Here is a 17,143-nt window from a genome sequence, read left to right on the forward strand (position 1 = left end):
GGCAGTTTCCGTTGAGGGGAAGGATGCACTCTTTTTGAGGGCTAGAGTGCATCCTCTCATGGATTGAACGCACTCTTTGGAGGCTAAAGTGCATCCATAGGGAAAGGCATATTCCATAAGAAACAGAGATAACCAAAAGATTTGTTTTTATATTTTTATTGATAGGTTGCTGTATTTGCGAGGGCTATTCATTCTTTATTCTCAATATTTAAGATGATTATGTGATAAGGGTTGTTCGTCAATACAATCGTAAAAGACGCTGAGCATTTTTATAAAAATTAAGATATTTTTGTGCCTTTTTCTTGTTTTTTTTGTGTTTACACAAGATATGCACGGCTTTTCAACAGTTTGTTTTTTTTAGCTTTGCTAATGGCGTTGGCTAAACACTTCAATTGTTTTAACTGCTTCAATACCGCCTTAAAAAAAACAGTGCTTTATAATATGACAAAATAAGCTGTATAACTTTTGATTCTTACGCGATGCTAGAAAAAGGGGAATGTTAGGAGAGATGTTGTCTATATTCTTAGCTTATCTCTTAAGGTAGGAAGATTAACATACTTTCTGGATCTATTTTTATTTGGCCGGATCTATTTTTATTTGGTTTGACGGTTAAAGAGCAATAGCTGAATGGAATCACGCTTGCTTCATGTTTTTATCCTCACGCTTTAGATTTTTTCTCATAGAGATTTTGTTTTTAATGGGGTTTTACGCGAATCACGTAAAACAGAATGTTCTAAATAGAATATATTTGTGTTGCACATTTACGTACTTGTTTAAAAAACATTATGTTGTCTTATCATCACAATGATGTTGATGAATGGGGATGTTGATGAATGGGGATGTTGATGAATGGGGATGTTGATGAATGGGGATGTTGATGAATGGGATAATGGAGAAATCTCTTGCGAAGTGGATAAGCCCTTCTTTAAAATCTCATAAGGGGAAAGCCTGCACTATCATACTATTCGCGCCTCATGTGATGACAGCCTTTGGCTCTTGAGCGTGTTCATAAGAGGCATTTTGATTCTTTATCTTGCTAGTGTTTTATTTCATATGTCTCTCATGTTTGTAATGTGGAAAAGACAAGGTGTTGATTGATGCAACATGAAATAAATTTAAAATGAGAGAATCCCTATGATATCCGGGTCTCTTAATTTTATATGGATAACTGGAAATTATTATTATAAATCAAAGTATTATCGTGATACATCAACCTGTTGGTGGACTATGTGATAAAGAAAGTTATCCAGTAGTTAAGTCATTCTGTTATGTCGTAAAACACTGTCATTTGAAGTTTGGTGATATGAAGCAGGCTTCTTTGGATATGTTTTAAGTGTTTTTTTAAGGGCGTGGTGAATCTTTAAGACAGAGCAAGCTCCTGTTGCGCCTTGAGTTTAGCTGAAAATCCCTGAATGGAAGCCAAGAGTGAATGGAAACCAAGAGGAAATGGAAACCAAGAGAGAAGTGTATCCAAGCTGTTTGTAAATCAGATTGAGTTAAGAATCTTTGTTCTTTGAGAATGAAACGCAAGTCAATTTGACAAAAGAATGATCTATTTTGCGGGTAGACCTTATGGAGGAATATAACAAAGCTCATAAGGAAGTGATTTAAGACAATACAGTCATAAAAAAGTACAGTTATAAAAAAAAGTCCTCCGTCGCAATTAGAGGACCAAAGAGCAGGAGAATTTTAACATTGACTCGCAGGACGTGTCAAAAAAGAATAAATTCAAAAGGCCGTACTAAATACAAAAAATCATACTTAAAGAACCTACCACATTATAATTAGCAGAGAATTGAAAAAATAGCAATATAAAAAATACTTTTTACAAAAAATTTTGTCATTTTGCATTAAAACTTAATACTTTTTTCAATTGAATATTTGTTTTAAGACTCGATATTAATTAAACTATATTTAAAAATATTATGATGCATGCAAGCATCTTGATAATATTCTTCAATCAAAAACGAATTAAGAGCCCCTCATGATTATAGGACTGATATGGGGAAGGCTTTTTGTTTTTAAGAGTGTGGGGTGTATCTTCAGTATGTGTGGGGGGTGAAGTATTGTCCTTTTGGGTGTGGGGGGCAAGGTAATGAAAATGGGGGCGAGAGCTGCTCAATGCTTGACCCCGTGTGGGGGAGGTTTCTTTAGAGGGGGCGGGGGCAACATGGGAGGCCGCTTAAAATGGCGAGGAGGGGGATTATTCAAAATGTTTATGGTTTGCATATCCCCAATGAAATGCGAGCAAGTCTAAACAATCTCGTAAATGATCGGCAAGGGAGTTTTGTTTGCGTTTTGAAGAACTTAATTCTTTTATCGCTTGTCCATGGCCGATAACGCGTTCAAGCAGTGAATAGCCAAGAATACCCAGTTGAACTTTGATTGTTCTTAAATGATTGGAGGCTTCTATTTGACGTTCAATGGGGTGTATGTACCCTTGGCTACAGGAAACCTTTTCACGGGTGTAGTCAAGGCTCATGTGGAGATCGGCTTGGCTTTGACGCCAGTAAAAATAAAAACGTTCTGCCGCTTTATATTGGGCTTTGCTGAGATGTCCTTTTGCATATAAAAGTGCAATGGGATGGCTTTGTGCATTGGCAATGGCATTGATGGTGCGCGGGTTGCTGGAACTTTCTCGATGATTGGGTTTAAAATAAGGATTACGCGTTTCAACAGGGATTTCTTGCGTCTTTAAATGACCAATGTGCTTTTCTTGATTTTGATGATCAAGCGGGCAGGTTTGCATATTTTTTTTCTGCTTATGGGTCATAGCATCTCCTTAAAAATTATCGTTTGCTTCTTTATGTTTATGCAAAGAAACGGGATTGTGCTGTTGTATGCTTGTTGAGGGATACGTTTTTATGTCTGCTTTTTGCGTGAGGGGAAGTTTCAAAAAAAGGGTGAGGGGTCGCTTTCTGTGGGTGTTGTCATTGTTTTATAGGAGAGGGGTTTATAGGGGAGGCTGTATGGGAGAAAAGTGTATTGTCTCGCGTGGATTTGCTTCTTGAAAGGATTGGCATTTTTTTGCATGATGGGCGTTACCTTTAATTTTACTGCTGTGGGGGATATTGATGTCGAACGATTTGGTTTTTTTGCCGTGGTTGGTATTTTTCTGCTTTGTTGCTCTTGTCTTTGTTTCTATTTATGCGGCAATGAGGTTTTTCGGGGTTACAAGGAAGGACTTTTTTAAGAGTGGGGTGCTTGCATTCTTTGTTGGCGTGACCTCTAAGTTTGTTTATGCGCAAGCTGAGCATTTTGGTTTGGCTCAGGTGTGGTTTTCAAACAGTTAGGTCTTTTACATTCTTTTTGGCGTTGTCTTTGGTCTTATCCTTGGGCTTATTTGTCTAGGGGCAAAGCGTTTTGGGTTTAGGCTTTCATTCTTTGCAAAGGATTGATCTTTTGCTGCATTTTTGGCATGGTCTCTGATTTTTACTTAATAAAGGAGCGGGGCGTATGGTGGTTGCGCGGGACATGTTTTTGAAGGGGCTGGCGTTTTTCTGCGTTATTGGCTTGGTCCTTGGTTTTGCTTATGAGGATGCGGGGCGACCGGTTATGACGTGGGAGGTGTTTTGGCAGGGGGTGGAGATTTCTTGCATTGCTGGAGCGACCCTTTGTTTTATTGTTGTGGGAGCAGACCGTAAGACTGTATCGTGGGGCGTGTTTTTCAAGGCTGTGGTGTTTTGCGCCATTGCTGTAGTGGTTCTTGGCTTTGCTTATAAGGGAGTGAAGCGTTTTGATATATCGTGGGAATTTTTAGTGATAGGAGCGGTGTTTGTTGCATTGCTGGACCTGTCCTTGGTTTTGCTTATGAGGGTGCGGGGTAAGGGGATATCACGTGGGGTGTCTTTTTTGAGGTTTCTGGTGTTTTGCTGCGTTGTTGGAGCTGTTGTTGGATTGGCGTATAACGGCGCTAAGCATATGGGGGTTCACTGGTTTTTGATCTTTAACAATGGGGTGTTTCTGGGCACTATTGGACTTGTTCCTTTTTTTGCTTTGGAGGGGGTACGGTGTGTGCGTGTACTGTTGGGGGGCTTAAAAAAATGAGCATTTCTCTTCCCCACGGGCGTGGTCTTTGATGTTCTTTCTGTGAGGGGTATTTGATGTCGAACGATGTGATGTTTTTGCAGTTGTTGGGGGTTTTCTGCTTTTTTGCTCTGGCCTTGATTTTTATTTATAAGGGAGCAAAGCGTCGCTCTGTTACAGGGTGGATGTTTTGGAGATGGGTGGTGCTTTATGGCGTTGTTGCCACCTACCTTGGTTTTATTTATGTGGGCGTGGGCAGGCGCGCTGTTGACGGGGAGCTGCTCTTGAAGGGGGCGGTGTTTTCTTGCATTTTTGCAACTGTCCTTGGTTTGGTGCATCTGGGCGTCAAGAGCATGCCTGTTGCTTGGCAAGTGTTCTTAAAGGCGGTTATGTTTTGTTGCATGATGGGCTTTATCCTGTGGTTTGCTGCTGTGGGTGTCAGAGATATGGATAGCATAAGGGCGGTATTCTTAAAGGTTTTGCTCTTGTCTGTATTGTTGAAAGTGCTCTTGGGGTTCTTTATACGCGAGCAAGGTGATACGGTATTACAGAGGTCGTTGCGTGCTTTGAATTTTGTGCTGTTTTCCTGCATTTTGGGTACTCTCCTTTGTTTTACCCGTCTGGGAGCAGAGAATCTAGGGTTGAGCTGGCTTTGGTTCTCGAAGGATTGGGTGTTTTTATTCATTTTTGGATTTACCCTTCCTTTTGTTTGTGAGGGAGCAAGGTGTGCGCGTGTTCTATGGGCTTGGTTTTTGAGGTAGCTGGTGTTTTTTTGCTGTTGTTGGTGTTTTCCTACCTTTTTATTGTTGTCGTTATTGGTACTTATAGGCTTTCCAAGCGCTTCGATATTCCGTGGTGGCGGGCGGCGTTTTATTGTATTTTTGGTGTTTCCCTCTTTTTGAAGGAAGTGCTGTTTTACGGCATTTTAGGAGTCGTCCTTTTTTTAGCTCTTTTGGGGATGGAGAGTATGGACATACCGTGGGGACTCCTGTCCTTGATGGGGATCGTGTTTGCTGTACTGTTGGAGTGGTTCTTGATTTTGCATATGAGAGGGCGGCAAAATGGAGTGGTGACGCGTTGTTTGTGGTTATTGAAGGGGTTGGTGTTTTGCGCCATTGCTGGAGCGATCTTTTTTTGTTTGCCTTTGGGAGCAGAGTATATGGGGTTGAGCTGGCTTTGGTTTGCGAAGGATTGGGTGTTTTTCATTATTTGTGGATTGATCCTTCCTGTTGTTTCTGTGGGAGCAAGGCGTGCGCGTGTGAAGGCGGTGGCGTTTTTTAAGAGAGTGGGGTTTATGGGGTATTACAGATAACGTCGAGGGAATGATTGTTCAAAAGAACAGCGATAGCGGTAGGTTTGGGGATCAAACCAAAGCCCTATTTTGCCTTCAAAATCACCAGAACGTTGTTTGGCAATATTCATAATAACGCCTGGGCGTTTTGCTAAATCTGCTTTTTCTTGTGCTAGAGAGGCGGCAAAGATTTTATCTTCCAACGACCGATTGCGCCAAATGGTGATGATGTTAAAGGCATTGGCACCAATTTCTGAGGCGCCTTTAATGTCTTCTGTGCTGGGGATATCTTTATCCAGACCGCCTTTGCGGGCATGGGCGACAAGGTGAATATGCACATTGTTTAAAACAGCCCAATCAACCATTTTATAAACCGCTTGTTCTTGTCTTGCATAATCATCTGAGGCAATGCCAAGCCGCATCAAACTGTCGATGATAAATTGATCGCAGCCATAGCGCGCACGGCAATAGTCAAAGACTTCAAGCAAGGTATCTACGCTCGATTTGCCAACATGCTCATAAAGAATAAGCCCTTCGTCTAAAAAATGAAGAATCCGTTCAATCGTTTCTTTTGTAGGCTGTTCTAAGCCGCCCGTTTGTTTGGTTAAACGGCGAAGTGATTGTTCTCCTTTCATTTCTAGAGACGCTAAGCAAAGGCGACTCTTTTGTGCAATCCAATGGGGAATACAATCTGATAATAATTGGCTTTTACCTGTACCACTCGCACCACTCCAGAGCGTTAATTCTGCTGGGCGGAAATGCAATTTGTCCTTCAGTTTAGGATAGGGAACCGTATAACCAAGATGTTTTTCAGGCTCTGGCCAAAAAAGCCCAATCACTTGATCTTTATAGTCTGAGGCGCGCCGTAAACCTTCTGGGGCAAAGCTTTGTGCTGAGGAAAAGGCAGCTTTTATGGTGGCTTTATCGATCCCTGCGGTTAAACAGTCATTGGCATCTTTAAGGGGTAAACGGACACGGTAGCAACGGTGGCGTCCAAGCCTGCTGGCAATCTCACGGGCTGCTTCTTCTCCGGGCGGATCCATATCGGTGGCTAAAAAAATCGTTTCAAAAGATTCTAAATGATCAAATTCATTTTCAATCCAGTTGTGTTTTCCTCCACTGCCTCCTCCAAAGGGAACAGAAACCGCCGGATATCCATAGGCGGCTAAGGATAGCGCATCAATTTCTCCTTCAGTGATAACAATGGTACGGTTTGTTGAAGAAAAATTGGGGAATGGCGCCTGTTGGGGCGCGTGCGTGGGTGCCTGCTGGGCGGTGTTTTGGGGCGCCTGTGTGGAGGTGAGGTTGGTTGAGGGTACCTGCTGAGGTGTGTGTTGGAATGCTTGCTGAGGTGTGTGCTGGGTCGCCTGCTGGGATGTGTGCGGGGGTGCCTGTGTGGAGGTGGGGTTGGTTGTGGCGGTGTTTTGGGGCGCCTGCGTGGAGGTGGGGTTGATTGAGGGTACCTGTTGGAATGTGTGCGGGGATGCCTGTGTAGAGGTGAGGTTGGTTGAGGCGGTGTTTTGGGGTGCCTGTGTGGAGGTGGGGTTGGTTGAGGGTACCTGCTGGGCGGTGTTTTGGAATGCCTGCTGGGATGTGTGCTGGGTTGCCTGCTGGGATGTGTGCGTGGAGGGGTGGTTTGTGGGGTAAAGGGCTTGCCAACCAAATAAAATCGGTTCACATTGGGAGGCTGTTGGTTTGGTTTTTGCTCCCGTTTGCGCAAGCCGTTCTTTGACTAAAGCAAGGGTGCCGTCGGGTTTATAAAAGGGGAAAATGATTTTTTCGCCATTTTCTCCTATGCGGTAACGCTTTATAATCTCTAGAGGAATGCGGCGTTCTTCATGGAGATAGGTTTTTACAAGATTCTGCGGGCTCTGCCCTTTAGGAACCGGTGGACGGCGATAGGAACGATGAGGCGCCATAAAGGGTTTGGGGCGTGTCAGATTGAGAGTCGCGCGTGCTTCTTCTAAGGCTTGAGAGAGGCTAATGCCTTTGACTTCACACCAAAGGTCTAAAAGATCTCCTCCTGTGCTTTCTGCAAAATCATACCAAAGTCCTGCTTTACTACCACTTAAGCAAATCGATAAACTTTGACCAGCTTCACCACGTGTGTTGCCTACAATCCAATTGTTGCCTCGTTTGTGCCCTTGGGGAAGAAGCATTTCTACTATTTTATCGGCTTGTGAGATAAGTTTTTGTTTGATTTCAAAAATTGTGCTCATGGTCATTCGTGATATTATTGTCGTTTTTCTCAAGATGTGGGAGGTGAGAATTCTGTTTTTGCTGTTCTCACCATTTGATCTGATCGTAAAGTCCCGTGGTGCTATGGGGCTTGCCAGTTTACTTTGAGAGCTTCTTTGCCGCTCTTTTCTTGCCAATAGTCGCGAAACCTCTTGGCTTGCCAAAGGGCTTGACTCTCACTCAAACCTTTTTGAAATGGCTGTGTTGATGTCTTCTTGCCAAGAGCATGGGAAGTGGTGCCTTGAGAAAAAGGAGGAACGCGGAAAGGAGGAAGGGGGTGAAAGAAGGAAGGATGCAAGAAGGGTGGGGCGGATGCCTGTGAGGGTGTGGTGCATGCTGGAGTGTCCTGTTGGGGCATGTGTTGGGGTGGTGCATGTTAGAGTGTCCCTGTTGGGGCATGTGTTGGGGTGCCTGTGTGGAGGGGGGTGTCCTTGTGTGGAAGGGGTGGGTTTGTTGCCAAAGAGTTTGCTTTTCATTGAGTTTTTCTGAAATGGCTGTGTTGGCGTTTGTTTGCCAAGAGCATGGGAAGTGGCGCCTTGAGAAAAGGAGGAAGGCGGAAAGAAGGAAGGGGATGCAAGAAGGGCGGGGTGGGTATGCCTGTTTTGAGGGTGTGGTGCATGCTTGGGTCCTGTTGGGGTGTATGTGTGGAGGGGGTGGGTTTGTTGCCAAAGAGTTTGCTTTTCATTGAGTTTTTCTGAAATGGCTCTGTTGGTGTTTGTTTGCCAAGAGCATGGGAAGTGGCGCCTTGAGAAAAGGAGGAAGGCGGAAAGAAGGAAGGATGCAAGAAGGGCGGGGTGGATATGCCTGTTTTGAGGGTGTGGTGCATGTTGGAGTCCTGTTGGGGTGGCATGTGTTGGGGTGTCTGTGTGGAGGGGGTGGGTTTGTTGCCAAAGAGTTTGCTTTTCATTGAGTTTTTCTGAAATGGCTGTGTTGGTGTTTGTTTGCCAAGAGCATGGGAAGTGGCGCCTTGAGAAAAGGAGGAAGGCGGAAAGAAGGAAGGGGATGCAAGAAGGGCGGGGTGGGTATGCCTGTTTTGAGGGTGTGGTGCATGCTTGGGTCCTGTTGGGGTGTATGTGTGGAGGGGGTGGGTTTGTTGCCAAAGAGTTTGCTTTTCATTGAGTTTTTCTGAAATGGCTGTGTTGGTGTTTGTTTGCCAAGAGCATGGGAAGTGGCGCCTTGAGAAAAGGAGGAAGGCGGAAAGAAGGAAGGATGCAAGAAGGGCGGGGTGGATATGCCTGTTTTGAGGGTGTGGTGCATGTTGGAGTCCTGTTGGGGTGGCATGTGTTGGGGTGTCTGTGTGGAGGGGGTGGGTTTGTTGCCAAAGAGTTTGCTTTTCATTGAGTTTTTCTGAAATGGCTGTGTTGGTGTTTGTTTGCCAAGAGCATGGGAAGTGGCGCCTTGAGGAAAGGAGGAAGGCGGAAAGGAGGAAGGATGCAAGAAGGGCGGGGCGGATGCCTGTGAGGGTGTGGTGCATGCTGGAGTGTCTTGTGTTGGGGTGCCTGTGGATGTCCTTGTGTGGGGAAAACGGCTTTTGTGATGAGAGCAAAATGGTCGATGTTGACGCGTTTTGCTGTGTGAATCGCCTATCCAAGTGTTGTTTTGCCGCCCTTTGTTTTGTTCTGTGTTATTTTGTCCGATGCTGTTGTGGTTTTGAAACATTTTTATCCCCGCGCGTGCTTGAAAAATACGTTGTTTTTGTGATGTCAAAAATTGTCATTATAGTTGATCAAACTGCGGTAAAGGGTGTCGTTGTTCTCAGAGATGAAAGATGAGGAGCTTCCCTGTTTTTGCTGTTCTTGCCGTTCGATCTCACGGCGAAACCAGTTGCGCCATGTGGCTTGCCAGTCTACTTTGAGAGCTTCTTTGCCGCTCTTGGCTTGCCAATAGTCGCGAAACTTCTTTTCTTGCCAATGGGCTTGGCTTTCACTCAAACCTTCTGAAACTGCCGCCTTGATGTCTGCTTGCCAATGCTCAGGAAGACGGTGCCCTTTGGCAACTGAGGAAGTGGTTTTTTTGTTGGTGCAAAGCGGGATGGAGGCAGAAAGATTGCTGGGGGGAAGAGTGGTGGCGGATTTTGTTTTTTCCCCCGTGACAATTTGCGCGATAGGGGCGGAGGTAAACTCGGCTTGGGGAGCGTTTAAAGAGGGGGCGTTTTTTTGCTCCGCTTCTTCTTGTGGAGGGGAAGAGAGAGGTGAATCAAGAGCCGATGAGGAGGATGGATGATCGCTTTGTTCAAAGTTCTCTTCGAAGGAAAAACAAGGTTCTGTCTCATCAAACAAAATTTTCTTTTCTAAAACACCGTAAGGTGTTTCCTTTTCTTCTGCCTTTTGAGCTTCTGAGCTTTGTGCAGCATCTTTTGGACTTTCGTTAAGCAGTTGTTGCATCTCTGCATTGATTTTTTTGCGTTTTTTTGCCGAAGAACGACCCGCAAAGGATTTTTGTTCAAGCAATTTTTCACGCTCTTGAAAAATATTTTCGCAACGCTTGTTCCATAATCCATTGGCTAAATTTAAAATCTTACCCTCTTGGATGAGCATTTCTAAAACATTAACAAAAGTTCGCTTGTCACAACCACAAAGACGCGCTAAACGTTCTTTCGATATTTCTAAAGGTCGTCCACGGGCATACATTTCATTGAGAAGAATCGTATAGATTCCAATTTCGTGTGCGCGCATCCCACGTACACCTCCTAGAAAGTCATTTTGATACCAACAAACATATGGAAGCCTAGACGATTCATAATGAGGAGTTTCTTGTTGATTAGCGTGTTTCATACTGCAATCTACTTTCTTCTTTTTTATACATTTTTATTGATGATAAAAGCTCAAATAAGGATTTAACTTGTGTTGCTTTTGGCTCTGTTCGATGATGACTAGAGGCTTCTTTACGACGCTTATAAATGATTGGCTGTGCTTGAAGAGCATGCAAACTTACGATTTAAGATTGCGGTGATGGAAAAAATAAAGAATACCACACATTCTCAACGTACTTGCTTTTGGGCAGAAGCTTTGGAGAGTGGTCTTTTATATCCTGTAGGGTGGTTAAAGTGTTTTTATGATCCAAAAATAAAAAAATTTCCCCCGAAAAAGTAAAATTTGTTTCCTTAATTTTATCCTTTTTAGAGGATAATGCAAGCTCGTTTTATAAAAAGGACGTGTTTTTTTAAAAAGACGCGCTATATGGTGAAATTATGAATATCGATGGTTGGCGTCAAAGATTAAGAATCGCTTTGGAAAAAAGTGGGCGGTCAAAAAGATCTATCTCCCTCGCTGCCGGTAAAGGCGCGGGGTACCTTCATTCTATTCTTTCTGAAGGAAAAGAACCAACAATCGAATCTCTCTCGCGAATTTGTCACGAAATTAATATCAGTATGAATTATATTCTTTATGGTAAAGGGGCTAGCCCTGAAGATAAAGAATTTATAGAGCTTATTTCGAAACTCTCTCCGCAAGAGAGACAGGCGATTTTGACTCTTTTGCGGCGGCCAATTGACGAAGCTTCAAAATAACTTCCTTCTGTGCTTTTGAATCAAGGCGACTCCAGTATTTTATTAATATTATGTCACTCATTTTATCTCTCCTGTGTGTTTATAATTGCAATTTTGTAAGAACAAATAGAGAACAACAAAGGGGCATGAGAGGAACAAAGAATAATAGATTTTTATTTACATATGTCATTTGAACCCCGTAGATATTTAAAATATATCTTTTATGAAGGATAAAATGGTTGACATCTCTCCTATAGAGGAGATAAGACTAACGCTATATTTAGTCTTGTCAAGACAAGGCTATGCTTTATCAACTATCTAAAGGGGGAAATCATGAAAAATATTTCATTCGTTAAAGAGGATGAAATCATTATCGTTTTATGCGAAGAGGAAAATCCTTGTACTTATGAAGGACCAATCGACGAAATCGAAGAAGTGCTCGAACTGATTGAAGAATGTGAAACTGTTTATAGAGTTTTACGACTCGATCTGACAACTTCTCATGCTGAAGATGTTACGGAACAAATCGCTGATTTTTATGTCGAAAATCATGAAATGAATGAAGAAAATACACAATTGCAGCCCTTCATTTTGAATAGTGAAGCTTATCATGCTTGTTTAAATGAAAGAGCGGCTTGCGATTATGAAGATAATCTCTATGGCTCTTATGAAAAACAGCATCGTTTACGCCCATGTGATGTCTTGACAGATTATTGGTGGTAAACATGCCAAGTTATCTCAAGACTTCTTATCAAGGGATTCCACTTTATTATGCTGGAAATATGCGAAATTTAATCAGACTCGAACCACAAAAACACAACGCTATACTTTTTATATCGCAAGAGGTGGCTCAGTCTATGGCAAAAAAATTGGAGGAAGAATATTGCCGCCATGATTTTTCCGTCGTGCAATAGCAGGGTTGAAAAAGGAAGCCGCAATGAAAGGGTCCAAGTGCTTTTTCATTGCGGTGATAATGGTGTGCGTTATGCTTTCGTTCTTGGAAGGGAAGCTTAGGGGAAGCTTAGGGGAAGCTTAGGGGAAGCTTAGGGGGCTTTGGGGAGCTTAGGGAAGCTTAGGGGGGAGCTTTGCGGGGGTTTTTTTAGCCGACATGGGAAAGGGGGGCATGAAAAAAAGAGCCTATATATGAGAAATTGCGGGCGCTTGTGTGTGGGGGGGGGAAGTTGCTGGCTGGTTCATTGGGGGGATAAGGCAATGGTGGGGCAGGTCGTTAAAGCTTGTTTAGACGTATTGGGACAAACGGGGGGCTGGGAGTTTTTTGTGGTGCGTGCTGGGGGAGCGCCGCAATGAAAGGGCCCCAAGTGCTTTTTCATTGCGGTGACAATGGTGTGCGTTATGCTTTCGTTCTTGGAAGGGAAGCTTAGGGGAAGCTTAGGGGGGGACTTAGGGGAAGCTTAGGGGAAGCTTAGGGGGGGACTTAGGGGAAGCTTAGGGGAAGCTTAGGGGGGGACTTAGGGGAAGCTTAGGGGGGGACTTAGGGGAAGCTTAGGGGAGCTTAGGGGGGAGCTTTGCGGGGGTTTTTTTAGCCGACATGGGAAAGGGGGGCATGAAGAAAAGAGCCTATATATGAGAAATTGCGGGCGCTTGTGTGTGGGGCGGGGAAGTTGCTGGCTGGTTCATTGAGGGGATAAGGTAATGGTGGGGCAGGTCGTCATTCAGTGACTTGGAGTGACACGGAAAGCATGCTGGAAAATAAAAATGAAGGCTTAGGGGGAAGAGAAGCAGCAGTACAAACAGGTTACAACCTATAAAAAGGCACGTTCAAGGGGGAAAAGAGCCGGTTTTTATGTTTTTGCGGCACGCAAGTAGGGAGCTTGGAATGATACGTAAAGCATGCTGGAAAATGGAAGAAGGTGTTTGACGGGGGAGGTCGTTAAAGCTTGTTTAGACGTATTGGGACAAACGGGGGGATTTTGGGAGCTTTTGTGGTGCGTGCTGGGGGAGCGCCGCAATGAAAGGACTTGAGTGCTTTTTCATTGCGGTGACAATGGTGTGCATTATGCTTTCGTTCTTGGGGGGGGCCCGACTTGGGGGGAGAGCTTGGGAGGAGGAGCTTTGCGGGGGTTTTCTTAACCGACATGGGAAAGGGGGGCATGAAGAAAAGAGCCTATATATGAGAAATTGCGGAGGGGGGATGTTGAGGGGGGCAGCAGTTTTTGTGTTTTCAGCGGCACAATATTGAAGGATGCATTGAAGGATGTTGTCGCCTTTAGTCCGTGTGAGGGACACAGGCTTTAAAAATATGAATGTTTCAAAGAGGATATATTGCAAAAAACACTTTAAAGATGAAGGGGAGAAAGGTCATGCCAATTATTATCGATTGTATTCAAGGAACAGAAGAATGGCAGAAAGTGCGTAATGGTTTGATTACAGCTTCTTTGTTTGAGATGGTTATGGCACAAAAAAAACAGGGGCAAAAAACTTCACGCTATCAGAGTGTGATGATGAAATTGGCGGGAGAAAGAATTACAGGAAAAACCGTTGAGGAAGGAACAACGCTTTCTCAGCGACGTGGAACAGAATTAGAACCAATCGCACGACAACTTTATGGGGAACTTACACATACAGAACCTGAATGTATTGGCTTTGTTTTGGCTGATGATCGCGGACAAGGATTTTCCCCCGATGCTTTTGTGGGAAAAAATGGCTTATTAGAAATTAAAACAAAAAAACCTGAAATTTTGATCCCTCATTTCATGCAAAAGAATTTTCCAGCAGAACATAAAGCACAATGTCAAGGGGGATTATGGATTTCTCAACGCGAATGGGTGGATTTAATGCTCTATTGGCCGGATATGCCTCCTTTGATTAAACGGGCTTATCGTGATGAAGCGTATATTTGCAAGCTTGAAAATGAAATTAGCCGTTTTAATGAGGCTTTGGAGAAGATGGTACAGCAAATTAAGAGTGTTGGGACAGGTTTTCATCTAAGGACAGAAATTGCTTTGAAGGAGGGGGAAGAAAGGGTGCTTGGAATGAAGACAAAGCGTCTGCTGGAGGGCAAAACAAGAATGAGGCGGGCAAGAAAGGGATCGTGTGCAGCGTTGAGGAGAGGCAAAGTTCTATAAAAAGGAAAGAGCAGAGGGAGAAAAGAGCCGGTTTTTGTGTTTTTGCGGCACGCAAGTAGGGAGCTTGGAATGATACGTAAAGCATGCTGGAAAATGGAAGAAGGTGTTTGACGGGGGAGGTCGTTAAAGCTTGTTTAGACGTATTGGGACAAAAACGGGGGGATTTTGGGAGCTTTTGTGGTGCGTGCTGGGGGAGAGCGCCGCAATGAAAGGGCCCAAGTGCTTTTTCATTGCGGTGACAATGGTGTGCGTTATGCTTTCGTTCTTGGAGGGAAGCTTAGGGGGGCTTTGCGAGGATTTTCTTAGCCGATATGGGAAAGGGGGGGCATGAAGAAAAGAGCCTATATATGAGAAATTGCGGGCGCTTGTGTGTGTGGGAGGGGGAAGTTGCCGGCTGGTTCATTGGGGGATGATAAGGCAATGGAGGGGCAAGGTCGTTATCCTGTGACTTGGAGTGACACGGAAAGCATGTTGGAAAATAAAAATGAAGGTTTAGGGGGAAGAGAAGCAGCAGTACAGACAGGTTCCAACCTATAAAAAGGCACGTTCAAGGGGGAAAAGAGCCGGTTTTTGTGTTTTTGCGGCACGCAAGTAGGGAGCTTGGAATGATACGGAAAGCATGTTGGGAAATGGAAGGAGGTGTTTGGCGGGGAGGTCGTTAAAGCTTGTTTAGACGTATTGGGACAAAAACGGGGGGATTTGGGGTGCTTTTGTGGTGCGTGCTGGGGGAGAGCGCCGCAATGAAAGGACTTGAGTGCTTTTTCATTGCGGTGACAATGGTGCGCGTTATGCTTTTGTTTTTTGGGAAAGAGTCGTTTGAGGGGCGTTTTTTTAGCCGATATGGGAAGGGGGGCATGAAGAGCCTATGCATGAGGAACTGTGGGGGACGTGTTGGGGACAACCGGTGGTTTAGGGAAAAAAGGGGGAAGCCAATGGGAGGGGGGCTATTCTTTGGGGTGTGTCAATTTCAAAAGCCGCTCATAAAGCATTTTGGAGATTAAGCGTGTCATTGAAGCCATTGATTTTGACGCCATTGAAGCGCATGGTTTAAAGGATGGAGGATGTGATGAAGCCAATGGAGGCTGGGGGAAAAAATTGAGGCTTATAGAGAAGGCTTATAGGGGCAAGAAGAGAGAGGCAAAAGAAGAATAAAATGGTGCTGCGAGAGAGGATTGAACTCTCGACCTCTCCCTTACCAAGGGAGTGCTCTACCACTGAGCTACCGCAGCCCTTTTCAATCTTTGCGCTGTCTTGTGCCATATTGTCAGAAAATAGGCAAGAGAACATTTGTATATTCTTGCAAGAAAACGTATCTTATGTCATGACATATGTTTCTTATATGCTTAAATATTTAAGGTTATGAGTTGCTTGGATAGAAGCTCAACACTGTTTAAAAGGTTGCGCAATGACACAAATGTATCAAAAACAAAAACAAAATGAAATGAATCATCAAGATGAAAAAGCAAAACGACGTCAAGAAAGATTGGCGCAACAATTGCGTCAAAACCTGAAACGTCGAAAAGAACAATGCCGAAAAAGAGCACAAACAGAGCTCTAAAATGCAAAAAGCTGTTTTTTAGTGAAGCTTTGCAACCAAACTTCTCAATAATTTGTTCTCATATTTAGAATGCGTTCTAAAACGATTAATAAAGCATAACTTCCCGAAGGGGGACAATCCTTTGGAAGGGCAGGCACAAAGGAAAAGAGGGAAAACACTATGGATTCTATTCAAATTGTTGGGGGAGAAAAACTTAAAGGAACAATTCCTATATCAGGAGCAAAAAATGCTGCCTTGCCTCTTATGATTGCGGCGCTTTTGACAGAAGAAACGCTTACTTTAGAAAATATTCCTCATCTGGCCGATGTCGAATTGCTTATTCGTATTCTCAATAATCATGGTGTGGGATATGCCGTTGATGGACAAGAGTTTAACGATGAATGTGTGAATTCAAGAACAATTCATTTTACGGCGCAAAAAATAGCCACAACACGGGCGCCATACGAACTGGTGAAAAAAATGCGTGCAAGCTTTTGGGTTATCGGACCTCTGCTTGCACGATGCGCAGAGGCTTATGTTTCGCTTCCTGGAGGATGTGCTATTGGAACAAGACCTGTCGATTTTATCCTTGAAGGACTCAAAACTTTAGGCGCACAGATTTCGATCGAAAATGGATATGTTCATGCAAAAGCGCCAAGGGGCTTAAAAGGTGCTCACTATCGTTTCCCTAAAGTCACTGTTGGGGGAACCCATGTGCTGCTGATGGCGGCGACAACGGCAAAGGGAACAACCGTTCTTGAGAATGCGGCTTGTGAGCCAGAAGTGACAAACCTTATTCGAACCCTGAATGCTATGGGGGCTCAAATAACCGGTGAAGGAACAACAACGCTTACAATTGAAGGGGTGAAAAAACTTAAAGGGACAAAAATACGCGTTATTGCTGATCGAATCGAAGCGGGGACATATGCAATGGCTGTTGCTATGACAGGAGGAGATGTCTTTCTTAAAAATGCAAATCCTAATCATCTCACAAAAGTGCTTAAGGTGCTCCAAAAAACAGGACTCGAGATTCAAATAGAACCTCAAGGAATTCATGTTAAGCGAAATCCAAAGAACACCAAAATTATGCCCGTTGATATTAAAACAGGACCTTATCCTGCTTTTCCAACCGATCTCCAAGCCCAATTCATGGCGCTCATGACACGGGCTGAAGGAACCGCGCATATTACAGAGACGGTTTTCGAAAATCGTTTTATGCATGTTCAAGAACTCAATCGCTTAGGAGCACAGATAAAGCTTGATGGGCAGACGGCAACCGTCTATGGAACAGAGAATTTGCAAGGGGCTCCCGTTATGGCGACGGATTTGCGTGCTTCTGTTTCTCTTGTGATTGCAGCGTTGGCGGCAAAGGGGGAAACAATCGTCAATCGTGTCTATCATCTTGATCGTGGATTTGAGAGGTTGGAGGAAAAATTAGTCCGTTGTGGCGCAAAAATCCAACGCATCACAGTGTAATT

The 17,143-nt window shown here is 44.0% G+C and carries 21 protein-coding genes and 1 tRNA gene; 15 read left to right on the forward strand and 7 right to left on the reverse strand.

What is annotated here, in order from left to right:
* Positions 1 to 2,203: 2,203 nt before the first annotated feature.
* A complete protein-coding gene (locus ACFILD_RS07465) occupies positions 2,204 to 2,773 on the reverse strand; it encodes a hypothetical protein (RefSeq protein ID WP_273790862.1) in 570 nt (189 codons plus the stop codon).
* A 301-nt stretch (positions 2,774 to 3,074) separates the two neighbouring features.
* On the opposite strand from ACFILD_RS07465, the gene ACFILD_RS07470 reads away from it, so the two are divergent.
* The 4 genes from ACFILD_RS07470 to ACFILD_RS07485 all read left to right on the forward strand — a co-directional run bounded on the left by ACFILD_RS07470 (position 3,075) and on the right by ACFILD_RS07485 (position 5,338).
* Positions 3,075 to 3,293 (forward strand): hypothetical protein, encoded by a 219-nt coding sequence (locus ACFILD_RS07470; protein ID WP_375664943.1) that lies wholly within the window; start codon positions 3,075 to 3,077, stop codon positions 3,291 to 3,293.
* A 163-nt stretch (positions 3,294 to 3,456) separates the two neighbouring features.
* Positions 3,457 to 4,047 carry a hypothetical protein gene (locus ACFILD_RS07475; protein ID WP_375664945.1) on the forward strand — a complete coding sequence of 197 codons (591 nt, stop codon included), beginning with the start codon at positions 3,457 to 3,459 and terminating at the stop codon, positions 4,045 to 4,047.
* A 56-nt stretch (positions 4,048 to 4,103) separates the two neighbouring features.
* Positions 4,104 to 4,787, forward strand: coding sequence for a hypothetical protein (locus tag ACFILD_RS07480; RefSeq protein WP_375664947.1), 684 nt, complete (start codon positions 4,104 to 4,106; stop codon positions 4,785 to 4,787).
* Positions 4,766 to 5,338 carry a hypothetical protein gene (locus ACFILD_RS07485; RefSeq protein ID WP_375664949.1) on the forward strand — a complete coding sequence of 191 codons (573 nt, stop codon included), beginning with the start codon at positions 4,766 to 4,768 and terminating at the stop codon, positions 5,336 to 5,338. Before ACFILD_RS07480 ends, ACFILD_RS07485 begins: the two co-directional genes overlap by 22 nt.
* On the opposite strand, the gene ACFILD_RS07490 is transcribed toward ACFILD_RS07485, so the two are convergent.
* From ACFILD_RS07490 to ACFILD_RS07510, 5 genes are all read right to left on the reverse strand, one after another.
* Positions 5,329 to 7,536 carry a toprim domain-containing protein gene (locus tag ACFILD_RS07490; protein WP_375664951.1) on the reverse strand — a complete coding sequence of 736 codons (2,208 nt, stop codon included), beginning with the start codon at positions 7,534 to 7,536 and terminating at the stop codon, positions 5,329 to 5,331. The genes ACFILD_RS07485 and ACFILD_RS07490 overlap by 10 nt on opposite strands.
* A 101-nt stretch (positions 7,537 to 7,637) precedes the next feature.
* Positions 7,638 to 7,913: a hypothetical protein gene (locus tag ACFILD_RS07495; protein ID WP_375664983.1), complete on the reverse strand. Its 276-nt coding sequence runs from the start codon at positions 7,911 to 7,913 to the stop codon at positions 7,638 to 7,640.
* Between the two features lie 114 nt (positions 7,914 to 8,027).
* Positions 8,028 to 8,462 carry a hypothetical protein gene (locus ACFILD_RS07500; protein ID WP_375664953.1) on the reverse strand — a complete coding sequence of 145 codons (435 nt, stop codon included), beginning with the start codon at positions 8,460 to 8,462 and terminating at the stop codon, positions 8,028 to 8,030.
* Positions 8,459 to 9,262, reverse strand: coding sequence for a hypothetical protein (locus tag ACFILD_RS07505; RefSeq protein ID WP_375664955.1), 804 nt, complete (start codon positions 9,260 to 9,262; stop codon positions 8,459 to 8,461). The genes ACFILD_RS07500 and ACFILD_RS07505 overlap by 4 nt, the downstream gene beginning before the upstream one ends.
* Positions 9,259 to 10,329 (reverse strand): YdaU family protein, encoded by a 1,071-nt coding sequence (locus ACFILD_RS07510; RefSeq protein ID WP_375664957.1) that lies wholly within the window; start codon positions 10,327 to 10,329, stop codon positions 9,259 to 9,261. Before ACFILD_RS07510 ends, ACFILD_RS07505 begins: the two co-directional genes overlap by 4 nt.
* Before the next feature lie 416 nt (positions 10,330 to 10,745).
* On the opposite strand from ACFILD_RS07510, the gene ACFILD_RS07515 reads away from it, so the two are divergent.
* The 9 genes from ACFILD_RS07515 to ACFILD_RS07555 all read left to right on the forward strand — a co-directional run bounded on the left by ACFILD_RS07515 (position 10,746) and on the right by ACFILD_RS07555 (position 15,280).
* A complete protein-coding gene (locus tag ACFILD_RS07515) occupies positions 10,746 to 11,063 on the forward strand; it encodes an XRE family transcriptional regulator (protein WP_273790852.1) in 318 nt (105 codons plus the stop codon).
* Between the two features lie 312 nt (positions 11,064 to 11,375).
* Entirely contained in the window at positions 11,376 to 11,765 is a 390-nt protein-coding gene (locus ACFILD_RS07520; RefSeq protein ID WP_273790851.1) for a hypothetical protein, read from the forward strand.
* 2 nt (positions 11,766 to 11,767) lie between these two features.
* Positions 11,768 to 11,956, forward strand: a complete 189-nt coding sequence (locus ACFILD_RS07525) for a hypothetical protein (RefSeq protein WP_273790850.1) — start codon at positions 11,768 to 11,770, stop codon at positions 11,954 to 11,956.
* Between the two features lie 229 nt (positions 11,957 to 12,185).
* Complete coding sequence (locus ACFILD_RS07530; protein ID WP_375664959.1) at positions 12,186 to 12,350, forward strand: hypothetical protein; 165 nt, start codon at positions 12,186 to 12,188, stop codon at positions 12,348 to 12,350.
* A gap of 1,013 nt (positions 12,351 to 13,363) precedes the next feature.
* Positions 13,364 to 14,128, forward strand: a complete 765-nt coding sequence (locus ACFILD_RS07535; protein ID WP_273790849.1) for a lambda exonuclease family protein — start codon at positions 13,364 to 13,366, stop codon at positions 14,126 to 14,128.
* 165 nt (positions 14,129 to 14,293) lie between these two features.
* Positions 14,294 to 14,434, forward strand: a complete 141-nt coding sequence (locus ACFILD_RS07540) for a hypothetical protein (RefSeq protein ID WP_375664961.1) — start codon at positions 14,294 to 14,296, stop codon at positions 14,432 to 14,434.
* Between the two features lie 81 nt (positions 14,435 to 14,515).
* On the forward strand, positions 14,516 to 14,665 hold the full coding sequence (locus ACFILD_RS07545; protein WP_375664963.1) for a hypothetical protein: 150 nt from the start codon (positions 14,516 to 14,518) through the stop codon (positions 14,663 to 14,665).
* A 128-nt stretch (positions 14,666 to 14,793) separates the two neighbouring features.
* Complete coding sequence (locus ACFILD_RS07550) at positions 14,794 to 15,129, forward strand: hypothetical protein (RefSeq protein WP_375664965.1); 336 nt, start codon at positions 14,794 to 14,796, stop codon at positions 15,127 to 15,129.
* Entirely contained in the window at positions 15,119 to 15,280 is a 162-nt protein-coding gene (locus ACFILD_RS07555; protein WP_375664967.1) for a hypothetical protein, read from the forward strand. Before ACFILD_RS07550 ends, ACFILD_RS07555 begins: the two co-directional genes overlap by 11 nt.
* A 2-nt stretch (positions 15,281 to 15,282) precedes the next feature.
* Here the strand turns inward: ACFILD_RS07555 and ACFILD_RS07560 are convergent.
* Positions 15,283 to 15,357: transfer RNA gene (locus ACFILD_RS07560), tRNA-Thr, on the reverse strand.
* A gap of 176 nt (positions 15,358 to 15,533) precedes the next feature.
* Here ACFILD_RS07560 and ACFILD_RS07565 point away from each other — a divergent pair.
* Positions 15,534 to 15,686, forward strand: a complete 153-nt coding sequence (locus ACFILD_RS07565; RefSeq protein WP_273790845.1) for a hypothetical protein — start codon at positions 15,534 to 15,536, stop codon at positions 15,684 to 15,686.
* Positions 15,687 to 15,845: 159 nt separating this feature from the next.
* On the forward strand, positions 15,846 to 17,141 hold the full coding sequence (gene murA, locus ACFILD_RS07570) for a UDP-N-acetylglucosamine 1-carboxyvinyltransferase (protein WP_273790844.1): 1,296 nt from the start codon (positions 15,846 to 15,848) through the stop codon (positions 17,139 to 17,141).
* Positions 17,142 to 17,143: the final 2 nt, after the last annotated feature.

It is taken from the genome of Bartonella sp. CL162QHHD, from assembly GCF_042195435.1.
Taxonomy (GTDB): Bacteria; Pseudomonadota; Alphaproteobacteria; order Rhizobiales; family Rhizobiaceae; genus Bartonella.

Excerpts from the sequence above, each read along its gene's own strand:
- ACFILD_RS07465 (WP_273790862.1), bottom strand. The coding sequence starts at position 2,773 with ATGACCCATAAGCAGAAAAAAAATATGCAAACCTGCCCGCTTGATCAT.
- ACFILD_RS07470 (WP_375664943.1), top strand. The coding sequence starts at position 3,075 with ATGTCGAACGATTTGGTTTTTTTGCCGTGGTTGGTATTTTTCTGCTTT.
- ACFILD_RS07475 (WP_375664945.1), top strand. The coding sequence starts at position 3,457 with ATGGTGGTTGCGCGGGACATGTTTTTGAAGGGGCTGGCGTTTTTCTGC.
- ACFILD_RS07480 (WP_375664947.1), top strand. The coding sequence starts at position 4,104 with ATGTCGAACGATGTGATGTTTTTGCAGTTGTTGGGGGTTTTCTGCTTT.
- ACFILD_RS07485 (WP_375664949.1), top strand. The coding sequence starts at position 4,766 with ATGGGCTTGGTTTTTGAGGTAGCTGGTGTTTTTTTGCTGTTGTTGGTG.
- ACFILD_RS07490 (WP_375664951.1), bottom strand. The coding sequence starts at position 7,536 with ATGAGCACAATTTTTGAAATCAAACAAAAACTTATCTCACAAGCCGAT.
- ACFILD_RS07495 (WP_375664983.1), bottom strand. The coding sequence starts at position 7,913 with ATGCCCCAACAGGACACTCCAGCATGCACCACACCCTCACAGGCATCC.
- ACFILD_RS07500 (WP_375664953.1), bottom strand. The coding sequence starts at position 8,462 with ATGAAAAGCAAACTCTTTGGCAACAAACCCACCCCCTCCACACAGACA.
- ACFILD_RS07510 (WP_375664957.1), bottom strand. The coding sequence starts at position 10,329 with ATGAAACACGCTAATCAACAAGAAACTCCTCATTATGAATCGTCTAGG.
- ACFILD_RS07515 (WP_273790852.1), top strand. The coding sequence starts at position 10,746 with ATGAATATCGATGGTTGGCGTCAAAGATTAAGAATCGCTTTGGAAAAA.
- ACFILD_RS07520 (WP_273790851.1), top strand. The coding sequence starts at position 11,376 with ATGAAAAATATTTCATTCGTTAAAGAGGATGAAATCATTATCGTTTTA.
- ACFILD_RS07525 (WP_273790850.1), top strand. The coding sequence starts at position 11,768 with ATGCCAAGTTATCTCAAGACTTCTTATCAAGGGATTCCACTTTATTAT.
- ACFILD_RS07530 (WP_375664959.1), top strand. The coding sequence starts at position 12,186 with ATGAGAAATTGCGGGCGCTTGTGTGTGGGGGGGGGAAGTTGCTGGCTG.
- ACFILD_RS07535 (WP_273790849.1), top strand. The coding sequence starts at position 13,364 with ATGCCAATTATTATCGATTGTATTCAAGGAACAGAAGAATGGCAGAAA.
- ACFILD_RS07565 (WP_273790845.1), top strand. The coding sequence starts at position 15,534 with ATGACACAAATGTATCAAAAACAAAAACAAAATGAAATGAATCATCAA.
- murA (WP_273790844.1), top strand. The coding sequence starts at position 15,846 with ATGGATTCTATTCAAATTGTTGGGGGAGAAAAACTTAAAGGAACAATT.